Source organism: Peribacillus acanthi (assembly GCF_003073175.1).
GTDB lineage: Bacteria > Bacillota > Bacilli > Bacillales > DSM-1321 > Bacillus_BN > Bacillus_BN acanthi.
The window spans coordinates 39,956-61,835 of sequence record NZ_QBBX01000009.1; the positions used below are offsets into that span (position 1 = coordinate 39,956).

Here is a 21,880-nt window from a genome sequence, read left to right on the forward strand (position 1 = left end):
AACTTCCGTAAGATTACAATGCTTGGATTAGCATTGCTGGTGTTCCGTCTTGAGTGACAGTAATAACATCTAATTCTTTTCTATTATTGTGTAAAAGTAACAAGGGGGTGGTACTGTTGAGTGGTGAAACAACAGAGCCATCTCCTTTTCTTATTCCCAATAGATAATTTTTATAAAGCCCTTCCCAAAGCCTTCCTACTATTTCGGTTTGTTTAGCTTTAGAGAACCCTGATAAGAATTGACCTTGTTTTTCATTTAATAACGTGAGAGGGATTATAGTATAGTCGTTGCGATTTATATTAAATTCATTTTCTGCTTTTGTTAATGTATCGTTGTAAATTGCTTGTAGCTGCTTTGAGAATGTTTGTTCCCATTCTTGTTGCTCTTTTGTAAATGGTTTGGAGAAAGTTTGGAACGGTTCACTGTTAGAACGAATCACATTCAAAGTACTATCTGACATCGCCTGTGCACTTGAAAAGGATGAAGGGCCGGGATGTATTTCAGCATAGTGGAACGTAATTGCTTGAAACAATCCACTAACTTTATCATGTATGATTTCTTTTTGAGATAAAACACTTTTATTTTGATTCCAATTCCTAAGCGCCCCTTGTAATCTGCCATTTTTGAATAATAGTCCTACATCTTGCCTTAAGAAAGATTTTCGATCCAATTCTGAAAATGTATTCCAATCAAGTACATACTCGTTTTTTCCATTCTCTGCAGATAACCCTGTGCGATATTCAATAAATGATACATTCGGATCAGCTGGGAAATAATTAAATACTTCTTTTGAATCATTAGTTCTTAATAGAAGAAACGTGAAAAATCCAATAACTAAAATACCCATAACCCAATACTTTATTGTTTTATTCATTTGAATCACCTCCTGCTCGATATTCCATTTTTATGTACAAGAGTGACAAGTATGTAAGCATTTTTTGTTTATTTGCATTTTTCTACTATTGTTGCTTAATTCTATGGAGCCATGAAGGTTATTCCTCTATGGTAATCATCTTTTGTTCTTGTAGCTTATTTAGGTATGATTTATACTTGTACAATGAATGAAAAGTCAATGAGGGATAATATGAATACAATTTATGATGTTCAACAGTTATTAAAGAAATATGGTACAATCATTTACCTAGGAGAGCGTCTGGCTGACTTAGAAATGATGGAAGCAGAATTGATTGAGTTATATAAATCACAGCTTCTTGATACGAGAGATTTTCAAACGGCTTTGCTGTTGCTACGACAGGAGATTCAAATAGAACGTGATAAAGAAAAATTTTTTAAATAGGTGAAAACAATGGAAAAATGGTTATTGGGTGTAGATTTAGGTGGGACGACAACAAAGCTTGCTTTTATCAATCAGTATGGTGAGATTCAACATAAATGGGAAATCGCTACTGACATTTCAGAAAATGGAAAGCATATTACGACTAATATTGCAAAAGCGATTGATTTAAAGCTTGAACAAATTGGGGAGAGCAAAAATAAGCTTGTAGGTATTGGGATGGGAGCCCCAGGTCCAGTCAATACGACTAATGGTGTTATTTATGAAGCGGTAAATTTGGGATGGAAGAACTACCCTCTTAAAGACCTTTTAGAAGTGGAAACAAATCTACCCGTAATTATTGATAACGATGCTAATCTTGCTGCTTTAGGTGAAATGTGGAAAGGTGCCGGAAATGGCGCAAAGGATTTAGTTTGTGTAACTCTTGGTACTGGAGTTGGCGGAGGTGTAATTGCCAATGGCAGCCTTGTTCATGGAATTAGTGGTGCAGGTGGAGAAATTGGACACATTACGGTTGTACCTGAAAATGGATTTCATTGTAATTGTGGAAAACGTGGCTGTCTTGAGACTGTAGCCTCAGCAACTGGAATCGTAAAGCTTGCAATGGACGAGATCAAAAATAATGGAGTAAGCATCCTCACTGAACAATTGGAAAGTGTTGGGTCTATTACTGCAAAAGATGTTTTTGATGCAGCAAGACTTGGGGATGCTTTAGCCAACCATGTTTTGAATCGTGTAGGCTTTTACTTAGGATTAGCCTTAGCAAACCTAGGCAGTGCACTAAATCCTGAAAAAATTGTCATTGGTGGTGGCGTTTCGAAGGCTGGAGACATATTATTACAATCAGTACGTAAATACTTTGAAGAATTTGCTTTTATTAGAGTAAGGCATTCAACAGAATTGGCTATTGCCACTCTTGGTAATGATGCGGGTGTAATTGGTGCAGCATGGTTGGTAAAAACAAATTTTGGGGATTGAAATCTGTTTCGTAAGAACATATAATAGCTTAGGAGCTTTCAATTCGGAGGCTCTTTTACCGTTAAATATACAATGAAAAGATTGTATTCTATCTTCGTAAGAGTGTGGATATAGGACATTTAGTTGAATTACTTTTCTATAGATAAACTCGCCTATTGGCGAGTTTTCTTAATGGGGTAGAGTTGTTGGATTTTTCTGACTTTAATTAATTTGAAACTTTTTTGAGTTTGGCTCGTCTAATTAATTGGTCTAGAGAATATCATGAAAAATATCATTCTACCTTTTTTGTATTTGCATCGATTTGATTTTTTGTAAAAAAAGTATTAAGATTTTATCATTCATTGTAAATGATGATTTTATATAGTTTCTTTTTTAGGAACCAATGTTGATAAAACCGATTTACATCGCTACATGAGGAGGTAAAGCGAAGTGAAGAAGTTCTTTACAAACAAAAATATTTCATTAATGACTATCGCAATTGTATTTCTGTGGTTAAAAACATATATCGCCTATAAAACTAGTTTTGATATTAAAATAGAAAACTGGAAACAGGAGTTAATATTGTTCATTAACCCAATTAGTTTCTTGATGTTTATCCTTGGATTAGGATTGTTTTTCAAAGAAAAAGGAAGAAATCGTTATATCTTGATCACTAGTTTCTTGATTACTTTTATCCTTTTTGCAAATATGGTTTTCTATCGATTCTTTAATGATTTCTTAACCATTCCTGTCTTGTTCCAAACAAGTAACATGAGTGACTTAGGTGGAAGTGTTAATGAATTGATTCAACCTACTGATTTGTTATTCTTTGTAGACTTGATTGTTCTTGCAATCATTATGAAATGGAAGCCAACATTCATTGTTAATAATAATTTAACAAAAGTTAATAAGCGTGCCTTTTATCTAGTTGCTGTTGCCATTGGACTTTTTAACTTAGGATTGGCAGAGACAGAACGACCTGAATTGCTTACTAGAACGTTTGACCGTGAAATGCTCGTAAAAAACATTGGAACATATAATTATCATATTTATGATGCGTTTCTTCAATCAAAATCATCCGCTCAACGTGCAATGGCAGATGGCAGTGAGCTTGCAGATATTGAAAACTATGTACGTGCGAATTATAAACAGCCAAATGATGATATGTTTGGTATCGCAAAAGGCAAAAACTTAATCTTTATCTCTATGGAGTCTACACAAGACTTTGTAATTAATGCAAAGGTTAATGGTCAAGAAGTTACACCCTTCTTGAATAAATTTGTAAAAGAAAGTTATTACTTTGATAATTTTTATCATCAAACTGGTCAAGGTAAAACTTCTGACTCAGAATTCTTAGTTGAGAATTCTTTATATCCATTAAATCGTGGAGCTGTGTTCTTTACACATTCCCAAAATCAATATAAAGCTATGCCTCAAATTTTGAGTGAACAAGGGTATTCTACAGCTTCGTTACATGCTAATAATAAAAGCTTCTGGAACCGTGATATTATGTATAAAGCATTCGGTTATCAGCGCTTCTATGAAATCAATGACTATGATGTGACAGAAGAGAACTCAGTAAACTGGGGTATGAAAGATAAAGAATTCTTTGAGCAATCTATTGCTCATCTAAAGGAAATGGATGCGAAGGGTAAGCCGTTTTATGCGAAGTTCATCACTTTGACTAACCATTTCCCATTCACATTGGATGAGGAAGATCGTTCAATTGATGAATTCAACTCAAGTTCAAAAACTTTAAATCGTTACTTCCCGACAGTTCGATATACGGATGAAGCGATTGAGCAGTTCATCAATCGTCTTAAAGAAGAAGGATTGTATGAGGATTCAGTTATTGTAATTATGGGTGACCACTATGGAATCTCAGAAAATCATAATGCGGCTATGGCTCAATACCTTGGAAAAGAAATTACACCGTTTGAATCTGTTCAGCTTCAGCAAGTTCCTTTCATTGTTCATGTACCTGGACAAAAAGGGAAGACTATTTCAAAAGTCGCTGGTCAAATCGATGTAAAGCCAACGTTGCTTCATTTACTTGGGGTAGATAACAAAGAAAACATTGAATTTGGAGCAGACTTATTTTCACCTGAAAAGATGGATTTTGCCGTATTACGTGATGGTAGTTTCATCACTAAGGATTATGTTTATACAAGGGATACATGCTATGACAAAGTTACAGGGCAGCCTGTAGAAAATGCAGATAGCGCTTGTGGACCTTATATGGAAAAATCAAAGCAAGAACTTGATTATTCCGACAAAATCATTTATGGTGATTTATTAAGATTTTACGATGATGATAAAACGAATGATGTGAAAAAATAATAAAAAAAGTCCCCAAGAATATTATTCCTGGGGACTTTTTTGCTTTAAAAATCTAAATACTACAGCACAATAATATATTTCATTAGTTGGATTATTGTATTTAGATTAGTAAAATTTTTTTGTGATGTTTCCATAGTACATGTTTAGGAAATGAAATACATAATAATGGTGATATAGGGTATAGAATGTTTTAACCGAAATGGTAACGTTGGTTATACCAAAATTGATAGGGAAAAAGTATCATCTTTAAAAAATAAGGAAGATTCTCTTTTGCATTTCTATTTTGTTTTATAAGATGATATTACTATAATATTTTTTCGCAATAAGGACTATAGCCTGCGTTTTGATTTGCTGAAAGGAGGAAGCGAGTGATTTATGAGACAGAATGCACGATTTTCATGTAATAAGATTTCCATTTGCCATTTTCTTTGCTTCCTCTTGTGCTTCTTCTTTATTACGGGCTGTGAGACAAAAACAGGTAATGTTGATCATAATAAAGAGAACCAGAAAAAAGCAAATCAATCTGAAAAATCTTTGTCTTCGGTCCATAGTATTACATTGACAGGGAACGAGTTTTTTGAGAGGTCCATTGATTGGCTAGATGATGAAAGACTCCTTTTTCTTGCTTCGGATGGTGCTAATTCGTTTTTAAGATCTTTTTATCTATTTAATGGAAAGATAGAGAATATATTAGAAATTGATGGGCCGATTTTTGATGTTTCTCTTGACCCGACAAGAAAGTATTTATTGATTGTACAATCCCCAGTAGCTAATCAAATGGAAATTTCGATTTTCACTGTTGAAGGTAAAAAAATTTATTCCGCTACCCTGCCAGGAGTGGATTTAATCCATGAATGGAATTATCATGAGGACGGTAAGGTATTTGTTAGTAGTTTTTATGAAGATTGGACCTTTAGGAGTTATATCATTAATGTAACAACCAACGAGCTTGATGAATATGAAATTGATCATCCTTTTGCAAGATGGATGGGTAAAGAAAAGTTGAGCTATATTAATTGGGACATGGATAATCCTTCTATATCCGCACCTCTGATGTCTATTAATCGAAGTGGCGAAAAAACCAAATTGTTGGATTCGGTAGTAGCATTTAATGTCAACAAAAACGTAATCGTTACTGTGAATGAAGATTATAATCAGGAATCTGCTGCTTTTAAAATTTTTGATCGCTCGCTCTTGGAGTTAGCCTCCTTTTCATTACCTGTATTAAAGGGTTACTCCGAATGGATGGTTCCATTCATAGAAATTAATGAATCTAAAAAGGAAATCATCACGCTCGCTCCTTATAAAACAGCCCTTGCTGATACTTATAAAGAAAGTTTTTCTTTAATTCAGCTGAATTGGCAGGATGGTAAGAAAAAAGTCATCTTGGATCAAGTTGGATTTTCAAACATTGCGTGTACACCTAATTGGGTTTTATGCTTAATCGGAGAACAAATGGAGACAGTCGTGGATATTAATCAAGGTGATCAAAGAAAACTATATTTAGATAAACATTAGTTTATAAACATTGAGGGGCATATAGAAAGTTAACGAAATAAAAAACCATTGGCTAGGGGCCAATGGTTTTTATGCTTTTTTAATGTGCTACTGGTACTCCGTGGTTAATTGCAGTCATAACTGTGAACCAGCCAAATACAGCTAATGTTCCCACAGCGAAAAACAAACCAAGGAAGTTTTTGTTTTTTAACGAACTAATAGTACCGATTGCTGAAAGGATGGTAACAAGTCCAAAAATTACTACTAAACCCATATATATAGCCCCCTCACTTAATATATTGCTCGCTTTTTCAAATCAAAATTTTATCAACTACTAAATATGTAGTAAAGATAGCATACAATAACATTTTATAGGTTTTTAATACATTTGTCGAGGTTTAAAAATTGACACATTTATGTCATTAGCTCGAGTTTTTTCAAGAATTCTGTCAATCCAAAAGATTAGCAGGACTGTTTCAATAAAATATTGATAAGACACTATAATATAGTGATATAACCATCATTATTATTAGTTTTACCATATTGCTATATAAATCATGCAAGCTTTATGAAAATGAAAGAGCATTTAGTGTAAAATATAAGTTGGTAATCTTTAAATGGGAGGAATTCGGATGAACTGGAAGCAATTACCTTTAGGGCCTTTACAAACTAACTGTTATATATTATGGAATCAAAAAAAGGAATGCCTTATTTTTGATCCAGGCGGGGATGGAGACAGACTTATTTCTTTCATAAAGGGAAATCAATTAAAACCCCTAGCTGTTCTTTTAACACATGCACATTTCGATCATATCGGAGCATTAGACATTATTAGATCTCATTATGAAATACCTGCCTTTATTCATAAGAAAGAAGCGTCTTGGTTAGGCGACCCGGCATTAAATGGATCCAAGTTTTTTGGAAGTGCAGTTTCTGTTAGAGCTGCAGAGCAAATAATAAAAGAAGAAGGACTATTAAACATCTCTGATTTTGAACTAGAAGTGTTAGAAACACCTGGACATTCTCCAGGAAGTATTTCGTACTATCATAAACCAAGTAAAGCTGTTTTCTCGGGAGATGCTTTATTTTCAGGTAGCATTGGAAGAACAGATTTAAGGGGTGGCAATCAAAGTCAATTGTTAGAAAGTATTCATTCAAAATTATTAAGCCTTCCTGAAGATACATATGTTTTATCAGGGCATGGTCCAGTTACGACTATTTCCGTTGAAATGGACCATAATCCCTTTTTGAATGGCTTTTAACATTGGGTTTTTCGATAGTGCTCATAACTGACTGCTGTAATTCAGAGGGAAATGGGAGAAATAATGGAAAAAATCATACGTGAGTTAATTGCTACTAGTAAAGGGAATGCCATTACTTTTAATAAATTTATGGAGACAGTGCTATATCATCCAGTTAAGGGATATTACTCACAGCCTGTAAATAAAATTGGGTCTGATGGTGATTTTTATACTAGTAGCAATGTAGGTAGCGTTTTTGGAAGAGTACTTGGTAGATGGATACTAGAGGTATTTGATAAAACTAACCTCCCATTCCAGATCGTTGAAATAGGAGGCGGAACAGGTAAAATTGCCAGTGATTTGCTTGCTTTTATCCAGGAACACTCTCCTGATGTTGCCGACAAGATTCAATACACTATTGTGGAAACTAGTGAATATCATCAAAATCTTCAAAGACAAAGACTGCAAGAATTCAAAGCTGTTACTTTTGTCCAAAGTTTGGAATCACTGATCGATTTCAAAGGGATTGTGTTTTCTAACGAATTATTCGACGCTTTTCCAGTTCATATTATTGAAAAAAAGGAAGGCAAGTTATACGAAGTATTCGTGATAGAAGAGAATGGTTTAGGAGAAAAGCTTCAAGAGCTCCAGGATCCATCCATTTTTACATACTTGCAAAAATATAATGTCATACTACATGAGGGACAAAGAATAGAAATACCTTTAATGATGGAACATTATTTTTCGAGCCTTCTTGATAAGATTATTCAAGCCGTGCTACTCACATTCGATTATGGATACACAGCAGAGGAATGGTCGCTTCCTGAACATCGACTTGGTAGCCTAAGGGGCTATTATAAACATACTATGATAGATAATCCGTATACCTATATTGGGGAAATGGATTTGACTACTCATATTCATTTTGATACCCTTTTGAAATTTGGTAGAGAGAATGGAGTTCGTTCAGATTGCTTACTCGAGCAATCACGATTCCTTTTACAAGCAGGAATATTAGAAGAATTGCAGGAGAGTTATGATCCAAACCCTTTTTCAGAGATAAGTAAAAGAAATAGAGCAGTACGAGATATGTTGTTACCTGGAGGAATAAGTTCATATTTTAGAACCCTTATCCAAATAAAAGGATTATCCATGGATGTGAATGAGCTATTTTCATACAATACCTATAGATGATACACAAAAATCCCTTGAATCATACGATTCAAGGGATTTTATGTAGGATATTAATGACCGCCAGCTCCTGGCACCATCATAAATGTTGTCCAATAAGTAAATCCGGCGAAGAAAACTGTTAAATAAGCACCAAAAACGTAAATATACATACGTTCAGATAATTTTAAGTAGCTAAGTAGAATAAAGAATCCTGTTTGGCCAAAGAAAATTAATGATGTTGTATACATATCGCCAAGATAAAACATAATCGCAAAGATACCTGTCCAAAACCCAAGAACTCTGTACATGCGCTCCATTATGTATCCCTCCTTTGTTCCCATTGGTTCATCACTAAATAATTATAAATTACAATATAAGCCTGTGTAAAGAATAGTTTGTTTCTACTTTGTGACAACTGCATGATAAGTGCAAGTATCGCACCCATTTATCATGTTATCCTTCTCAATTAATTCCACGTTTTCGAATAACACACCGAACATTCCTCTTAAAAAGGAATTATGCATGGTACACGTGGCATCAGTTTGCTCTATCGCCACTTCCTTAAACGGGCAGTTATGAATTTGGAAGAAGATCGTTGTTTCATCTTCATTAATGTTGAAATCTGGATAAAATCCTGACAATGCAGCTGCTTTTTTTAGTATGTTCAGTTTTTGATCAAAAGATAACTCATTCTGTGTAAAAGGTAAAGTATTCAATTGCTGATAAATTAGTTCCTCGCCAAATCTTTTACCTGTTTCAAAAAGTGCTTTCATTCCGGCTTCCCCAAGAGTACCCATTGTCTCTAAAGCAATTTTAGCTAATAACTGGAAATCTCGATATGGAAAATGCAATTGAATTACTTCTTCGGATAATCGATATTGTCGACTGGGTCTTCCACCTTTTCCAGTTTTCTTTGTTTCAGAAATAAGCATGTTTACATCTTCTAGTTTAGATAAATGCAAACGAGCCACGTTAGGGTGAATTTCAAATGAGTCCGCAACTTCTTGTACAGTTACTTCTTGATGTCTTTCAGTAATGTATTGATAAATATAATACCTGGTTGGGTCGCTTAAGACATTGGTTATCTTTAATGTTTGTTCCAATTCATTCACCTCTGACCGCTATTTTGGTTTCATTATAATACAGTGTCTTATTCATTGGAATGTGTAGGACCAATACAAATCGGGCACAAACATCAATGTTCACAAATATGTAAAAAAATGTTTGTTACTTTGTCTGATTGTTACTTTATTAGTGAACTTTACAAATAAATGTTTGAACTAAGTGTTGTCTTGCTGTTGATATATTTAAAAAGTTTTAAAAAATTTTTTTAGAAGAAGGAATAATGTAGAAGGAAGTCGAACTTAGTCATTGGAAAAGGCTGTTATCGTGAATTTTATTGTTTTGTTAGTGTACCTTAATTATTTGAGTTGATTGTATTGGAAGGTAAATGCCTCTGCATGCAATCAACGGTCCATCTTTATGATCTAAAGATAATAATCTATGCGAAAAGAGCCTTAAAATATTCTATAGAGGTGATGCCCTTGAATTCTACTGAAAAGCTGGCGGAAAAAATACTGCAATATGCAATGAGATTTTCTGCTTCGGACATTCATATCTTTCCACGAAAAGGTGACCCTTCCATCCAACTGCGAATCGACAACCGTATTATCCCGCTCGATTTTTTGAAAATTCACAGTATCGAAAGGTTAGTATCGCATTTTAAATTTCTAGGTTCCATGGATATTGGCGAAAGGAGAAGACCTCAATCAGGTTCTTTTACTTACCAATTGGATGGAAAGAGCATTGGTCTTCGTCTATCAACTCTGCCTGCCTTAAACGCTGAAAGTCTTGTAATACGACTAATCCCCCAACAAAACATCATGCCAATAACAAACCTATCCCTATTCCCTAATACTGCGTACAAATTGATGTCCCTAATGAAATATTCTCACGGATTAATCATTTTCACTGGTCCGACTGGTTCAGGAAAGACCACAACATTATATTCTCTGTTACATTACGCAAAAGAGCACATCCATCGAAACATCATCACTCTAGAAGATCCGATTGAGAATCAAACTGACGAAGTTTTACAAGTTCAAATTAATGAAAAAGCAGGAATTACTTATTCTGTCGGATTGAAGGCAGCACTTCGTCATGATCCAGATATTATCATGGTGGGGGAAATCCGCGATGCAGAAACTGCTAGAATTGCTGTAAGAGCAGCCATGACAGGACATCTGATTTTAACCACCATGCATACGAGGGATGCGGCTGGAGCGATTTACAGGTTGATTGAATTCGGTGTTTCATGGCTTGAGATAGAACAGACTCTTATAGCGGTGACAGCTCAACGGTTAGTAGAATTGAAATGTCCAATTTGTGGAGACAATTGTTCCCATTTTTGCACCTTTCATAATAGGGAAAAAAGAGCGGGTGTTTATGAATTACTTCATGGTAAGAACCTTGCATCAGTTTTATTAAAGGCGAAAGGTGAAATGGATATTGAACCCCCTAGGGGATTAAAGGAGGAAATGAAAAAAGCTATTGCACTTGGTTTTATTCCAGAAAAGGAATATGAAAGATGGGTAATCCATGATTAGGAAAACTAGATGGAAAATGGAACAACAATCTAATTTTCTACTCCGGTTAGGAGATTTGTTGGAACATGGGTATAGCCTTCCTGAAGCCATTTCATTTTTATCTACCCAAGAAAAACAAGAAAAGAAGGTTAGATTAGAAAATGGACTATTAATGCTCAAACAAGGTTTTTCACTTTTAGAAATGTTGGAGGATCTAGGCTTTGATAGGAAATTACTTACCTATGTAAACTATTCAGAACAGTACGGAAATCTTCCTCATGCTTTAAAAGAAGGAGGGGAATTTTGGAAGAATCGTATTAAAGACTTAAATAGATTAAAAAAAGTTTTTTTATATCCACTTTTCCTAGTCCTCTTTTTGCTATGTATTCTTCAAATCGTTAATTACGTTATACTACCCAAGTTCTCGGTTCTATTAGATAGCCTCACTACTTCCGTTAGCCCCACACTAATACTACTACTCTCCTTTATCAATATTGCGACTTACTTTCCCTATTTAATCATCATCGTATTCTTAACAGTTACATTCTTATACAAATTCTGGTTTTGCAAATTGTTACCTGAGAAGCAAAGAAGGGTCATTATAGCAATTCCACTTTATGGGCAAATTCAACGATTGTTAGACACGTATTTCTTATCAGGTCAATTAAGCAGCCTTCTATCTGGAGGTTTATCCATATTAGATTGTATGGAACTGTTACAAAAGGAGAGTAGGCAACCGTTCTATAAATTTATCGGTGAGTATGCATACGCAAGACTATTACAAGGATTCGAGCTAGAGCAAGTATTTAATCAGCAACCATACTTTGAACAAAACTTTGGTAGCGTCATAGCAAATGGGAACAAAAACGGGAAACTGGATAAAGAACTATTCCACTATAGCCAATTACTAATTCAAATTATCGAAGAAAAAATCGCATTGTACATTCGATTTTTACAGCCAATTGTTTTTACATTTATAGGGGTTATGGTCCTCGTTATTTATTTAGCAGTACTATTGCCTATGTTTTCAATAATGGAAGCAATATAAAGGAGAAATGACATGAAAGAAAAAGGTTTTACCCTAATAGAAATGCTAATCGTTTTGTTGGTTATATCAATATTACTAATTATTACAATACCGAACATTGTAAAACAGCAAGCATCTATTCAGGATAAAGGATGCGATGCGTTTGTTAAAATGGTCCAAGCACAAGTCCAGGCATACCAGTTGGACAACAATAAATTGCCTGCTTCCCTTGATGAATTAGTATCTAGCAAATATATCAATCAAAAATCATGTCCTAATGGAGATGCCTTGGCATTAAGCAGCGAAGGAGAAATTAGTGTTGCTCCGGCTGAATAGAAAAGCAGTCACAATAAAAAGTTCTGAAGGGTTCACGTTACTTGAAATCTTATTGGTAATGCTTATCTTTATTATAATTTCTACTATAACCCTTGCATTTTCTCCTCAGATTATAATGAAGGTCAACGCCCCTAATTTCTTAAGACAGCTTGAGTCCGATCTCTACTATATCCAGCAATATGCACTCAACCATCAGCAAGCAGTTAATTTTAAACTTGATCTTACTAATAAGCGTTATTTCGCTTTTTCCTCTTCAGGAGAGGTATTAGTTGAACAAAAAATACCAAACAGCATCAAAATCGAGTATGGCTCTTTACACTCTTACAAACTTTACGTTACGTTGAATGGGAATTTTACTCAATCGGGTACGTGGGTCATTAAGGAAAGAGAGAAGGTATATTCATTCTACTTTCTAATTGGTAAAGGTAGGTTTTACTTTAATGAACTCTAAGGGAACAATTCTTTTGGATGTATTAGCCAGTCTCTTCGTTTGTTTACTTATTTCTACCCTCCTAATTCCCATGTTAACTAAAATTTCAGGCAGCACTAAAGATGCTGATATAAAGATTACTGGTATGCATCTTTTATATGAGCAATTAAAAAATGATGCAACACTAGTTAGTCCAATTGAGGTCTTTATCCACCGCAAGGGAAATGACTATATATTTTCCTTGCAAAACTATTCAGAAAATCCAACATATGTGGAGGGATGTATTGAATATGTGGATTCGAAAAATCAACAACAAAAATTATGTGATATTACTCCGAAAAAGTGAAGGGTTTACTATATTAGAGAGCTTATTAGCATTATTTTGTTTAGTGATAATTACTTCCCTATTTTTACAAATATCAACTAGTTTCCTATTATTGAATAAACCTTTTCAAAGTTTTCGTTTTCAAGAATGGGAGGTGTTTTTAAATCAGGTTAAAAAGGAAGTGCGAAATTCAAAATCGGTTACTGTTCAAAATAACAAGCTGAATTTGATTTTAGATGATAATTTAATATTGATTGAAAGCTATCAAGACAAAGTTCGGAGAAGGGTAAATGGACTAGGACATGAAGTAATGCTCCAAAACATAATCTCTGCTGAATTTGAAAAAAGGGATTCAAGTATTTATTTAAAAGTACGACATAAAAATGGATTTGAAGAGGGGGTCATCCACTATTATGTTCCATAAAAGTTTATGTTTATCAAATAACCAATTAGGTGTTGTTTTTCCTTACCTCTTAATGTTATTACTTCTAATATGTTTATTAGTAGAAAATAAAGTAAGGGAATATGTTTCATATCGGAATTTCATTATCGAAACCGAATCTAAGTTAGTTTCTGAACATTTAATGTATATGGCAAGTCATAATTCAGCTCATTTTGAAAACATACAACCCGGTGTAGAATCACAATGGTTTTTTCCAAGGGGGGAAGTTCTCATTAAAGTAGAATCGATCGAGCAAGAAAAAGCGCAAATTTCAATATCTGCAATTACGGATTTTGGTGGAAAAGCACAAGCACGGGTCGAATATGATATCATGGAGAAAAAAATCATTGGTTGGCTGGAAAGTTAAAAAGGAGTAAAACATGAAGACGATTTATTTAACGGGTTTTATGGGTAGCGGGAAAACATCTGTTGGAAGAGAGTTAGCCCGATTACTGGAAACTTTTGTGTATGATACGGATGTTCTGATAGAAGAGCAGGAAAATTGTACTATCTTAGAGCTTTTTGTTGAAAAAGGTGAAGAGTATTTTAGAGAATTAGAAGGTAAGATACTAAAGTCTTTGCCTACCCAAAATGGGGTAGTCACTACAGGAGGGGGCATAGTTATTAATAAGTCCAACCGACAATGGATGAAAGATAACGGGACTTGGGTTTACTTACATTGTGATCCTTCAGTCATCTCGAAGCGACTGGAAAGTGACGAATCTCGACCTCTCCTTGCTGGTGAAAAGAAAAATAATTTACGGAAATTATTTGAAATTAGGCTGCCTATCTACATGGAAGCACCCATAATCGTTGATACCACTTCTTTATCTATAGAACAAGCAGCTAAAGAGATTTTCACCCGTATAAATCAGTAGGTCGCAGTCCATACTGCTAATGGGTGATGGATATGAAAACAAATGATTATGTAAAATATTTAACACAACAATTTGTTAAATATTATGATCAACCGAAAGACGAACGGAAAAAGAATCGATTAGAAAGAAAAGAGGGTAGACCTGACCTCGTGTATCATTGGTTTGGAATCCTTCCTTTTGCATTATCTATGATGTTTAAGAAAAAAGCTTCTAACAACTGATAAAATGTTAGAAGCTTTTTTCTTGATATTATGATGACAGGGATATGCGCTCGTTGGATAAATAAAACATTCCCCCGTTAATGACAGAGATTCTGATTGTAGGAGAATACTGCTCCTTTAACGCTTCTTTTTCTGTAATATACGTTTCCCCTTTGTCTTCCATATCCGCATAGAAATGCTCGAGTAATTCCAAATCACTGTCCCAACGTAAAATGGCATCTTCAGCCCATTTATGGTCCTCGTCCTCTAGCTGTAATCGTACATATCGATCAAGTCGGCCTAATCCACTTTTAGGCATAATGATAGGGGATAAGGTGAAGGAAAAGTCAGGGATTTTTGGAGTCAGTGGCAGTTTCACTACTTTCTCTTGAAAGTTTTCCATAATCTGACCAGAAATTAAGTTGACTCCTAAAGAAAACAAGAGCTCTTTTTTACGATCGCATTGAAAGGAAACCTTAATGTTTGCATTTAACCAGGGGTGGAGAGGTGTATGTGTTGAACTGTTACTATTAGGATTTTCGTAAAGACGGATATAACTTCCTAAATTCTTTGCCGATTGAAAGATTTGGTGAAGTCTTGGGGAACCAAAATGAATGACTTCTCCTTTCAAATCTTCAGGAGCCATTGCCGGATTAGTAATGAGTGTTAGTCTCATAGGATTTGGAGTGCCCCCGGTTTTTTCTAGGTAATGCCAATAAAAAGGACGGTTCATGAGAGCCTTGTCTAAATCAACAGTCAATTGAACAATGAGATAGGAAGAAGAGTTCTCCACTATCTCACAGGCGTTGCTCTTAAAATATTGAAGTAGAAATTGATGGATTTCATGTTGCTGCACGTGAGTTCTCCTCCTTCATACCTTGGGCCATTTCAATAATAGAAGACAAGTTTTCCATTTTGATCTTCATTTCTCCTTCACTTCGAGAAGACCCTACGATATCAATGAGATAATCTTCAAGATTATTTAAATCTAATCTTGTTAAGATATCGTCCAGTTCTCCTACAACTTTCTCGAATAGATTAATTTTCTCATATAAAAGCTTTAAAACATGGTCTTCTATCGTTCCTTTTACAGCGAAATTATAAATGTGAACATCTTTTTCCTGTCCAAGACGGTGGACACGTCCAATTCGTTGCTCAAGCCTCATTGGATTCCATGGAAGATCGAAGTTGATGATATGGTTACAAAATTGAAGGTTGATTCCTTCTCCTCCTGCTTCAGTAGCAATCAAGACCTGGATGTGCTTTTGGAATAGTTCTCTCATCCAATCCTTTTTGCCTCGTTTAAAGCCGCCTCGAAAAGGGACAGAATTGATTCCGTTTTGTTTTAAGAACCATTGTAAGTATAATTGGGTAGCTCTATATTCTGTAAAGATGATCACCTTGTCATTTACACTTTGGATTAATTCAAGGGCCTTTTGAGCTTTTGAATTTACGGATACCTTCTCGACTAACCCGGCTAGCTCCTGAATGGTTTCTTTAAGTTGATTTGAAGGATTTTCCGTTCTTTCAAGAATATTTTTTAAGGTATAAAAAACAGCTTCTCTGCTACTGCATGCTTCTCTTTGTAGAGTAAGTGTGGAAAAGGTACTGCCAATGGACTCGGTGCTATATGGTTTGAATTTCGAAATCGCATCATATAATTGTCTTTCTTCTGGAGTGAAGTCAATGACAATGGTTTCAACTACACGCTTAGTCCACTCAATCCCAGTATCACCGCGTCGATTCCTAATCATAACCTTATTCACAAGTTCCTTTAAATAAGCATCTTCATTGATGTTTCTGCCTTTGCCTTTAAACTTCTCAGAAAAATATGCTGCATTGCCTAAATGACCAGGTTTGAGTAAGGATACGAGGTGAAAAATTTCCTCTATCTTATTCTGAATAGGTGTAGCTGTAAGTAAAAGACAGAATTTCTTTTTCAAGCCTTGGACAAATTCATAGTTTTTAGTTTTGTTATTTTTCAGTTTGTGTGCCTCATCAATGATAACCAAATCATAGCTTTGGTTATATATGATATCTTTATGTGGATTTCGCTTAGCAGTATCGATTGACGATACGACAACATCGCAAGCTTCCCATACATAGCTTTTCTTCTGTGCAACCGCAGGAATGAAAAATTTACTGTTCAGCTCATAAGCCCACTGGGATACAAGAGATGCTGGAACGAGAATCAAAACTTTTTTTACTAATCCACGAATCATATATTCTTTTAATATCAACCCAGCTTCAATGGTTTTCCCTAAACCCACTTCGTCTGCTAAAATCGCTTTCCCGTTCATTCTTTCAACAACTTGTTTTGCTACTTCTAATTGATGAGGTAAAGGTGTTAGCTGGGATAAGTGGGAGGGAGCCAACAATCCTTCGAAGGAGGGAACTAATAATCTTTGTTCAATATTGTAAGCTAGTTTAAAAACTTCCCAGCTGCTCCAGGGTCCATCGTTAGATATTTTCTCATGAAGGCCTTCTTCCCACGAAGAATCATATTCTACTTGTATTTTCATAACTATGCTCCTTTACATCACTTCACTAAGGGTGAATGAATAAATAATCGGATTAAAATGGATTATTCATGAAAAACACTTGTAATTCATTGGATATTACACTCAAATACGAACATTTGAAAAGTTTTAGGGGTTAATAATAAGTTTTTTATCTAATTTCTCATAAAATGATTGCAGACAATTCTTAATTAGTGATAGGATGATAATAGATTCATTAATATTAAGTAGTATCACCAATTTACAAGTAAATATAAGCGAATGAAGGCATGGGGAGAGACTACATGATGTGGCGCCGAAGGAGCAAGCAAAACTGCGAATCTCTCAGGCAAAAGAACTCTTGCTGGACGCGACTCTGGAGAGTGCTTCTTAGGGAAGCCACCAAAGGGGAAAGCCTATAATTATAATTCCGTAGGTAAACTTTCAGGTAACAGGACAGAGATGCTCTTTTCAAGGAGCATCTCTGTCCTTTTTTAGTAGGATTAAAGAAGCCCTTGAAAAAGTGAAAAGTGAATTTTTGGATTTTTTTGAAAGCAATATGATGAAACATGATGAAGGGGGCATTTTTTTGAACGAGTTGAAAAGAACACCTCTACATGAGGTTTACAAAGAAAGCGGTGCCAAGACTATTGATTTTGGTGGATGGGATCTGCCAGTTCAATTTGCTGGTATAAAGGAAGAACATGAAACAGTTCGTACTAAAGCTGGTTTGTTTGATGTTTCCCATATGGGTGAAATCATAGTTAAAGGTTCAAACAGTTTAGCGTTCTTGCAAAAAATGGTTACCAATGATGTTTCAAAATTAAAGGATGGCGGAGCTCAATATGCTGCTCTTTGTTATGAAGATGGTGGAACTGTAGATGATTTAATCATCTATCGAAAATCAGAAAATGAATTCTTGTTGGTGGTGAACGCGGCAAATACCGACAAGGATTTTGAATGGTTAAAACAACATGTTGAAGGTGATGTGGAACTTGATAACATTTCTGAAAAGATTGCTCAAGTTGCTCTTCAAGGACCATTATCTCAAGCTATTCTTCAGAAACTAGTAAAAGATATAGATTTAAGCGAGATTGGATTCTTTAAATTTATGGATTCTGTCAATGTGAATGGTGTGAAATCCCTCATTGCTCGCACGGGATATACAGGAGAAGATGGCTTTGAAATTTATTGCAATTCTGATGAAGGCCCTAAATTGTGGAGAGACATTCTTGAAGCAGGAAAAGAAGAAGGTGTGCTCCCGATTGGTCTAGGTGCCAGAGATACTTTACGCTTTGAAGCAAATCTTCCTTTATATGGTCAAGAGCTTTCAAAGGATATAACTCCAATCGAAGCTGGTATCGGCTTTGCAGTAAAAACCGATAAAGAAGCTGATTTTATTGGTAAAGAAGTATTAAAAGCTCAAAAAGAAAATGGGGCTCCTAGAAAATTAGTTGGAATCGAAATGATAGATCGTGGAATTCCACGACACGGATATCCAGTATTTGTGAATGGTGAACAAATCGGTGAAGTTACAACAGGAACTCAGTCACCGACTTTAAAAAAGAATGTCGGTCTTGCGTTACTGAAAAAAGAATTTACTGAACTTGGATCTGAAGTTGAAGTAGAAATCAGATCAAAGAGATTAAAAGCACAGGTTGTTGCCACACCATTTTATAAAAAGCCAAGAAAGTAGAAAGGGGCCACTCGTATGATTAAGCATCGTTATTTACCCATGACGGAAGAAGATAAAAGAGATATGCTTCAAGCAATTGGAGTAAATTCAGTCGATGAATTATTTGAAGACATTCCTGAAAGTGTAAGATTTAAAGGTGAATATAACATTAAGACTGCTAAATCAGAGCCAGCCTTATTAAAGGAATTATCAAAGCTTGCGGCAAAAAATGCTGATACAAAGCAGTATACTTCTTTTCTTGGTGCAGGCGTTTATGATCATTACATTCCAACAATCGTGGACCACGTAATCTCACGCTCTGAGTTTTACACGGCATATACGCCGTACCAACCAGAGATTTCTCAAGGAGAACTACAAGCGATCTTTGAATATCAGACTATGATTTGTGAGCTTACAGGAATGGATGTTGCGAACTCTTCCATGTACGATGGCGGAACAGCACTAGCTGAAGCAGCGATGTTGAGTGCAGGACAATCGAAAAGAAAGAAGATTTTAGTCTCTGCAGCAGTACATCCAGAGTCTAGGGATGTCCTTAAAACATATGCGGATGGACAATATATTGAAGTTGTTGAAATTCCATATAAAGATGGCACGACAGACTTAGAAGCATTGGCAGGAAAAATGGATTCTGACGTTGCTGGTGTCGTAGTCCAATATCCTAACTTCTTTGGTAGAATAGAAGATTTGAAGTCGATTGAAAAAATTGTACATGACCACAAAGCGTTGTTCATCGTATCAAGCAATCCTATGGCGCTGGGAGCATTAACACCTCCAGGCCAATTTGGAGCAGATATCGTTGCAGGTGATGCACAAGTCTTTGGTATTCCACAAAGCTTTGGAGGCCCTCACTGCGGATACTTTGCAGTTACGAATAAGCTTATGAGGAAGGTTCCGGGTAGACTAGTAGGACAAACGGTCGATGAGGATGGAAAACGCGGTTTTGTATTGACCCTTCAGGCACGTGAACAACATATTCGCCGTGATAAAGCTACCTCAAATATCTGTTCAAACCAAGCGCTAAATGCTTTAGCAGCTTCAGTAGCCATGACAGCATTAGGTAAAAAAGGCGTAAAAGAGATGGCAACTCAAAATATCCAAAAAGCTTATTACGTTAAAAATGCTTTAGCAGCAAAAGGATTGGAAGTCGTCTTTAACGGTCCTTCATTTAATGAATTTGTTGTAAAGCTTCCGAAAAGTATCAAGGAAATCAATGCTGCATTGTTCCAAAAAGGAATCATTGGAGGATACGACTTAGGTCAAAGTTATCCAGAACTGCAAAATCATATGTTAGTTGCTGTAACCGAACTTCGCACGAAGGAAGAAATCGAATTGCTCGTGAATGAATTGGGGGATGGACATGAATAAGCAAGATCAACCATTGATTTTTGAATTAAGCACACCAGGTAGAATTGGATTCAGTCTTCCAGAAATGGATGTTGATAGTGTAGATCTTTCTGAAATCCTACCAGCTGAGTTTATTAGAGAACAAGAAACTGCACTACCAGAAGTTTCTGAACTAGATATCATGCGTCATTATACAGCATTGTCTAAGCGTAACCATGGTGTGGATTCCGGGTTTTATCCTCTGGGATCTTGTACAATGAAATATAACCCTAAAATTAATGAAAATGTTGCTCGATTCAGTGGATTTGCCAATATCCATCCACTTCAAGACGAAAGTACAGTCCAAGGTGCACTTGAATTAATGTATGATCTTCAAGAGCATTTGAAGGAAATTACAGGCATGGATGAAGTGACGCTGCAACCAGCTGCAGGTGCACATGGCGAATGGACTGGATTGATGATGATTCGTGCTTTCCATGAAGCCAATGGTGACATGAATCGAACAAAGGTAGTTGTTCCTGATTCAGCTCATGGAACAAATCCAGCCTCTGCAACAGTTGCTGGATTTGAAACGATTACAGTTAAATCTGACGAAAATGGTTTAGTAGACCTAGACGACCTTCGCAGAGTAGTAGGCTCTGATACTGCTGCCCTCATGCTTACAAATCCTAATACATTAGGTTTATTCGAAGAAAATATTTTAGAAATGGCTCAAATTGTCCATGAAGCTGGTGGGAAGCTTTATTATGATGGAGCAAACTTAAATGCGGTTCTTTCAAAAGCACGACCAGGAGACATGGGCTTTGATGTGGTCCATTTAAATCTGCATAAAACATTCACTGGCCCACATGGTGGCGGTGGACCAGGTTCGGGCCCAGTTGGAGTTAAAGCTGACTTGATTCCTTTCTTGCCGAAGCCAGTTCTTGTTAAACAAGGAGATGTGTTTACATTCGACTATAATCGCCCTCAAGCAATCGGTCGTGTAAAACCATTCTACGGTAACTTTGGGATTAATGTCCGGGCATACACATACATTCGCTCAATGGGTCCAGACGGCTTAAAGGCTGTTACTGAATACGCAGTATTGAATGCAAACTATATGATGAGAAAGCTTGCTCCTCATTTTGATTTACCATTTGATCGTCATTGTAAGCATGAATTTGTATTAAGTGGACGTCGTCAAAAGAAACTAGGTGTCCGCACATTGGATATCGCAAAACGCTTGTTGGATTTCGGATATCATCCGCCAACAATCTACTTCCCATTGAATGTTGAAGAGTGTATTATGATTGAACCAACTGAAACGGAGTCAAAAGAAACACTTGATGCATTCATTGATGCAATGATTCAAATTGCAAGAGAAGCAGAAGAGAATCCAGAAATCGTACAAGAAGCACCTCATACGACAGTTATCAAACGTCTAGATGAGACATTGGCTGCACGTAAACCTGTGTTACGTTATACGAAAGAGGAAGTTTTAACGGAAGTCTGATAAGTATTAATAGAATAAAGCCGACAGAAGATAGGTGAGATAACCATTTTCTAGTCGGCTTTTTTACTGGCTATTTTTAAGGGCTTATTATCATCAACGTGTATTTACAACCAAACAAAACTTTA

Annotated in this window: 23 protein-coding genes and 2 riboswitches; of the genes, 17 read left to right on the forward strand and 6 right to left on the reverse strand. The window is 35.8% G+C overall.

Translation table 11 applies throughout. The annotated features are described in order from the left end of the window. Window positions 1-13 precede the first annotated feature (13 nt). Window positions 14-874, reverse strand: coding sequence for a hypothetical protein (locus DBX25_RS10770; protein WP_108670803.1), 861 nt, complete (start codon window positions 872-874; stop codon window positions 14-16). Between the two features lie 210 nt (window positions 875-1,084). Here DBX25_RS10770 and DBX25_RS10775 point away from each other — a divergent pair, with 210 nt between their 5' ends. From DBX25_RS10775 to DBX25_RS10790, 4 genes are all read left to right on the forward strand, one after another. Beyond that, a complete protein-coding gene (locus DBX25_RS10775; RefSeq protein ID WP_108670804.1) occupies window positions 1,085-1,297 on the forward strand; it encodes a YqgQ family protein in 213 nt (70 codons plus the stop codon). Between the two features lie 9 nt (window positions 1,298-1,306). Then, on the forward strand, window positions 1,307-2,272 hold the full coding sequence (locus tag DBX25_RS10780) for an ROK family glucokinase (protein ID WP_108670805.1): 966 nt from the start codon (window positions 1,307-1,309) through the stop codon (window positions 2,270-2,272). Between the two features lie 465 nt (window positions 2,273-2,737). Beyond that, the gene (locus DBX25_RS10785) at window positions 2,738-4,591 is read left to right on the forward strand and encodes an LTA synthase family protein (RefSeq protein WP_108670933.1); all 1,854 of its coding nucleotides are present in this window, start codon (window positions 2,738-2,740) and stop codon (window positions 4,589-4,591) included. Between the two features lie 375 nt (window positions 4,592-4,966). Beyond that, a complete protein-coding gene (locus DBX25_RS10790) occupies window positions 4,967-6,109 on the forward strand; it encodes a YqgU-like beta propeller domain-containing protein (RefSeq protein ID WP_108670806.1) in 1,143 nt (380 codons plus the stop codon). Window positions 6,110-6,188: 79 nt separating this feature from the next. Here DBX25_RS10790 and DBX25_RS10795 read toward each other — a convergent pair whose 3' ends face one another. Beyond that, on the reverse strand, window positions 6,189-6,362 hold the full coding sequence (locus DBX25_RS10795) for a DUF2759 domain-containing protein (protein ID WP_108670807.1): 174 nt from the start codon (window positions 6,360-6,362) through the stop codon (window positions 6,189-6,191). 358 nt (window positions 6,363-6,720) lie between these two features. On the opposite strand from DBX25_RS10795, the gene DBX25_RS10800 reads away from it, so the two are divergent. Beyond that, on the forward strand, window positions 6,721-7,350 hold the full coding sequence (locus DBX25_RS10800) for an MBL fold metallo-hydrolase (RefSeq protein WP_108670808.1): 630 nt from the start codon (window positions 6,721-6,723) through the stop codon (window positions 7,348-7,350). 63 nt (window positions 7,351-7,413) lie between these two features. Then, the gene (locus DBX25_RS10805; RefSeq protein WP_157950944.1) at window positions 7,414-8,523 is read left to right on the forward strand and encodes a class I SAM-dependent methyltransferase; all 1,110 of its coding nucleotides are present in this window, start codon (window positions 7,414-7,416) and stop codon (window positions 8,521-8,523) included. Between the two features lie 50 nt (window positions 8,524-8,573). Here the strand turns inward: DBX25_RS10805 and DBX25_RS10810 are convergent, their stop codons facing one another. Continuing rightward, entirely contained in the window at window positions 8,574-8,819 is a 246-nt protein-coding gene (locus DBX25_RS10810; RefSeq protein WP_108670810.1) for a DUF2626 domain-containing protein, read from the reverse strand. Window positions 8,820-8,903: 84 nt separating this feature from the next. Continuing rightward, window positions 8,904-9,605 (reverse strand): helix-turn-helix transcriptional regulator, encoded by a 702-nt coding sequence (locus tag DBX25_RS10815; protein WP_108670811.1) that lies wholly within the window; start codon window positions 9,603-9,605, stop codon window positions 8,904-8,906. A 441-nt stretch (window positions 9,606-10,046) separates the two neighbouring features. Here DBX25_RS10815 and comGA point away from each other — a divergent pair, with 441 nt between their 5' ends. The 8 genes from comGA to DBX25_RS10855 all read left to right on the forward strand — a co-directional run bounded on the left by comGA (window position 10,047) and on the right by DBX25_RS10855 (window position 14,746). Then, entirely contained in the window at window positions 10,047-11,108 is a 1,062-nt protein-coding gene (gene comGA, locus DBX25_RS10820) for a competence type IV pilus ATPase ComGA (protein ID WP_157950945.1), read from the forward strand. Further along, window positions 11,101-12,135 carry a competence type IV pilus assembly protein ComGB gene (gene comGB, locus DBX25_RS10825; protein ID WP_108670812.1) on the forward strand — a complete coding sequence of 345 codons (1,035 nt, stop codon included), beginning with the start codon at window positions 11,101-11,103 and terminating at the stop codon, window positions 12,133-12,135. Before comGA ends, comGB begins: the two co-directional genes overlap by 8 nt. A 12-nt stretch (window positions 12,136-12,147) precedes the next feature. Beyond that, window positions 12,148-12,450: a competence type IV pilus major pilin ComGC gene (comGC, locus tag DBX25_RS10830; RefSeq protein ID WP_108670813.1), complete on the forward strand. Its 303-nt coding sequence runs from the start codon at window positions 12,148-12,150 to the stop codon at window positions 12,448-12,450. Further along, entirely contained in the window at window positions 12,434-12,901 is a 468-nt protein-coding gene (gene comGD / locus DBX25_RS10835; RefSeq protein WP_108670814.1) for a competence type IV pilus minor pilin ComGD, read from the forward strand. Before comGC ends, comGD begins: the two co-directional genes overlap by 17 nt. Before the next feature lie 269 nt (window positions 12,902-13,170). Then, window positions 13,171-13,629 carry a competence type IV pilus minor pilin ComGF gene (comGF, locus tag DBX25_RS10840; RefSeq protein ID WP_240620252.1) on the forward strand — a complete coding sequence of 153 codons (459 nt, stop codon included), beginning with the start codon at window positions 13,171-13,173 and terminating at the stop codon, window positions 13,627-13,629. Then, the gene (gene comGG / locus DBX25_RS10845; RefSeq protein ID WP_157950947.1) at window positions 13,619-14,014 is read left to right on the forward strand and encodes a competence type IV pilus minor pilin ComGG; all 396 of its coding nucleotides are present in this window, start codon (window positions 13,619-13,621) and stop codon (window positions 14,012-14,014) included. The genes comGF and comGG overlap by 11 nt, the downstream gene beginning before the upstream one ends. Before the next feature lie 13 nt (window positions 14,015-14,027). Then, window positions 14,028-14,525 carry a shikimate kinase gene (locus tag DBX25_RS10850; RefSeq protein WP_108670817.1) on the forward strand — a complete coding sequence of 166 codons (498 nt, stop codon included), beginning with the start codon at window positions 14,028-14,030 and terminating at the stop codon, window positions 14,523-14,525. Between the two features lie 32 nt (window positions 14,526-14,557). After that, window positions 14,558-14,746: a YqzE family protein gene (locus DBX25_RS10855; RefSeq protein ID WP_108670818.1), complete on the forward strand. Its 189-nt coding sequence runs from the start codon at window positions 14,558-14,560 to the stop codon at window positions 14,744-14,746. Window positions 14,747-14,774: 28 nt separating this feature from the next. On the opposite strand, the gene DBX25_RS10860 is transcribed toward DBX25_RS10855, so the two are convergent. Together DBX25_RS10860 and DBX25_RS10865 are read right to left on the reverse strand one after the other, a co-directional pair. Next, the gene (locus DBX25_RS10860; RefSeq protein WP_108670819.1) at window positions 14,775-15,581 is read right to left on the reverse strand and encodes a YqhG family protein; all 807 of its coding nucleotides are present in this window, start codon (window positions 15,579-15,581) and stop codon (window positions 14,775-14,777) included. Further along, window positions 15,568-17,247 carry a DEAD/DEAH box helicase gene (locus DBX25_RS10865; RefSeq protein ID WP_108670820.1) on the reverse strand — a complete coding sequence of 560 codons (1,680 nt, stop codon included), beginning with the start codon at window positions 17,245-17,247 and terminating at the stop codon, window positions 15,568-15,570. Before DBX25_RS10865 ends, DBX25_RS10860 begins: the two co-directional genes overlap by 14 nt. A gap of 258 nt (window positions 17,248-17,505) precedes the next feature. Next, window positions 17,506-17,594, forward strand: a riboswitch (glycine riboswitch). A 3-nt stretch (window positions 17,595-17,597) separates the two neighbouring features. After that, window positions 17,598-17,685, forward strand: a riboswitch (glycine riboswitch). A gap of 127 nt (window positions 17,686-17,812) precedes the next feature. On the opposite strand from DBX25_RS10865, the gene gcvT reads away from it, so the two are divergent. The 3 genes from gcvT to gcvPB are packed head-to-tail and all read left to right on the forward strand — an operon-like array spanning window position 17,813 to window position 21,755. Then, on the forward strand, window positions 17,813-18,919 hold the full coding sequence (gcvT, locus tag DBX25_RS10870) for a glycine cleavage system aminomethyltransferase GcvT (RefSeq protein WP_205685212.1): 1,107 nt from the start codon (window positions 17,813-17,815) through the stop codon (window positions 18,917-18,919). A gap of 18 nt (window positions 18,920-18,937) precedes the next feature. Beyond that, on the forward strand, window positions 18,938-20,284 hold the full coding sequence (gene gcvPA, locus DBX25_RS10875; RefSeq protein WP_108670936.1) for an aminomethyl-transferring glycine dehydrogenase subunit GcvPA: 1,347 nt from the start codon (window positions 18,938-18,940) through the stop codon (window positions 20,282-20,284). Next, on the forward strand, window positions 20,277-21,755 hold the full coding sequence (gene gcvPB / locus DBX25_RS10880; RefSeq protein WP_108670821.1) for an aminomethyl-transferring glycine dehydrogenase subunit GcvPB: 1,479 nt from the start codon (window positions 20,277-20,279) through the stop codon (window positions 21,753-21,755). Before gcvPA ends, gcvPB begins: the two co-directional genes overlap by 8 nt. Window positions 21,756-21,880: the final 125 nt, after the last annotated feature.

Coding starts and splice junctions, on each gene's coding strand:
- comGG (WP_157950947.1), top strand. CDS start 13,619: ATGTTCCATAAAAGTTTATGTTTATCAAATAACCAATTAGGTGTTGTT.
- gcvPB (WP_108670821.1), top strand. CDS start 20,277: ATGAATAAGCAAGATCAACCATTGATTTTTGAATTAAGCACACCAGGT.
- DBX25_RS10800 (WP_108670808.1), top strand. CDS start 6,721: ATGAACTGGAAGCAATTACCTTTAGGGCCTTTACAAACTAACTGTTAT.
- DBX25_RS10865 (WP_108670820.1), bottom strand. CDS start 17,247: ATGAAAATACAAGTAGAATATGATTCTTCGTGGGAAGAAGGCCTTCAT.
- DBX25_RS10775 (WP_108670804.1), top strand. CDS start 1,085: ATGAATACAATTTATGATGTTCAACAGTTATTAAAGAAATATGGTACA.
- DBX25_RS10790 (WP_108670806.1), top strand. CDS start 4,967: ATGAGACAGAATGCACGATTTTCATGTAATAAGATTTCCATTTGCCAT.
- DBX25_RS10780 (WP_108670805.1), top strand. CDS start 1,307: ATGGAAAAATGGTTATTGGGTGTAGATTTAGGTGGGACGACAACAAAG.
- DBX25_RS10785 (WP_108670933.1), top strand. CDS start 2,738: ATGACTATCGCAATTGTATTTCTGTGGTTAAAAACATATATCGCCTAT.
- DBX25_RS10810 (WP_108670810.1), bottom strand. CDS start 8,819: ATGGAGCGCATGTACAGAGTTCTTGGGTTTTGGACAGGTATCTTTGCG.
- comGB (WP_108670812.1), top strand. CDS start 11,101: ATGATTAGGAAAACTAGATGGAAAATGGAACAACAATCTAATTTTCTA.
- DBX25_RS10855 (WP_108670818.1), top strand. CDS start 14,558: ATGAAAACAAATGATTATGTAAAATATTTAACACAACAATTTGTTAAA.
- comGF (WP_240620252.1), top strand. CDS start 13,171: ATGTGGATTCGAAAAATCAACAACAAAAATTATGTGATATTACTCCGA.
- DBX25_RS10850 (WP_108670817.1), top strand. CDS start 14,028: ATGAAGACGATTTATTTAACGGGTTTTATGGGTAGCGGGAAAACATCT.
- comGC (WP_108670813.1), top strand. CDS start 12,148: ATGAAAGAAAAAGGTTTTACCCTAATAGAAATGCTAATCGTTTTGTTG.
- DBX25_RS10805 (WP_157950944.1), top strand. CDS start 7,414: ATGGAAAAAATCATACGTGAGTTAATTGCTACTAGTAAAGGGAATGCC.
- DBX25_RS10770 (WP_108670803.1), bottom strand. CDS start 874: ATGAATAAAACAATAAAGTATTGGGTTATGGGTATTTTAGTTATTGGA.
- DBX25_RS10795 (WP_108670807.1), bottom strand. CDS start 6,362: ATGGGTTTAGTAGTAATTTTTGGACTTGTTACCATCCTTTCAGCAATC.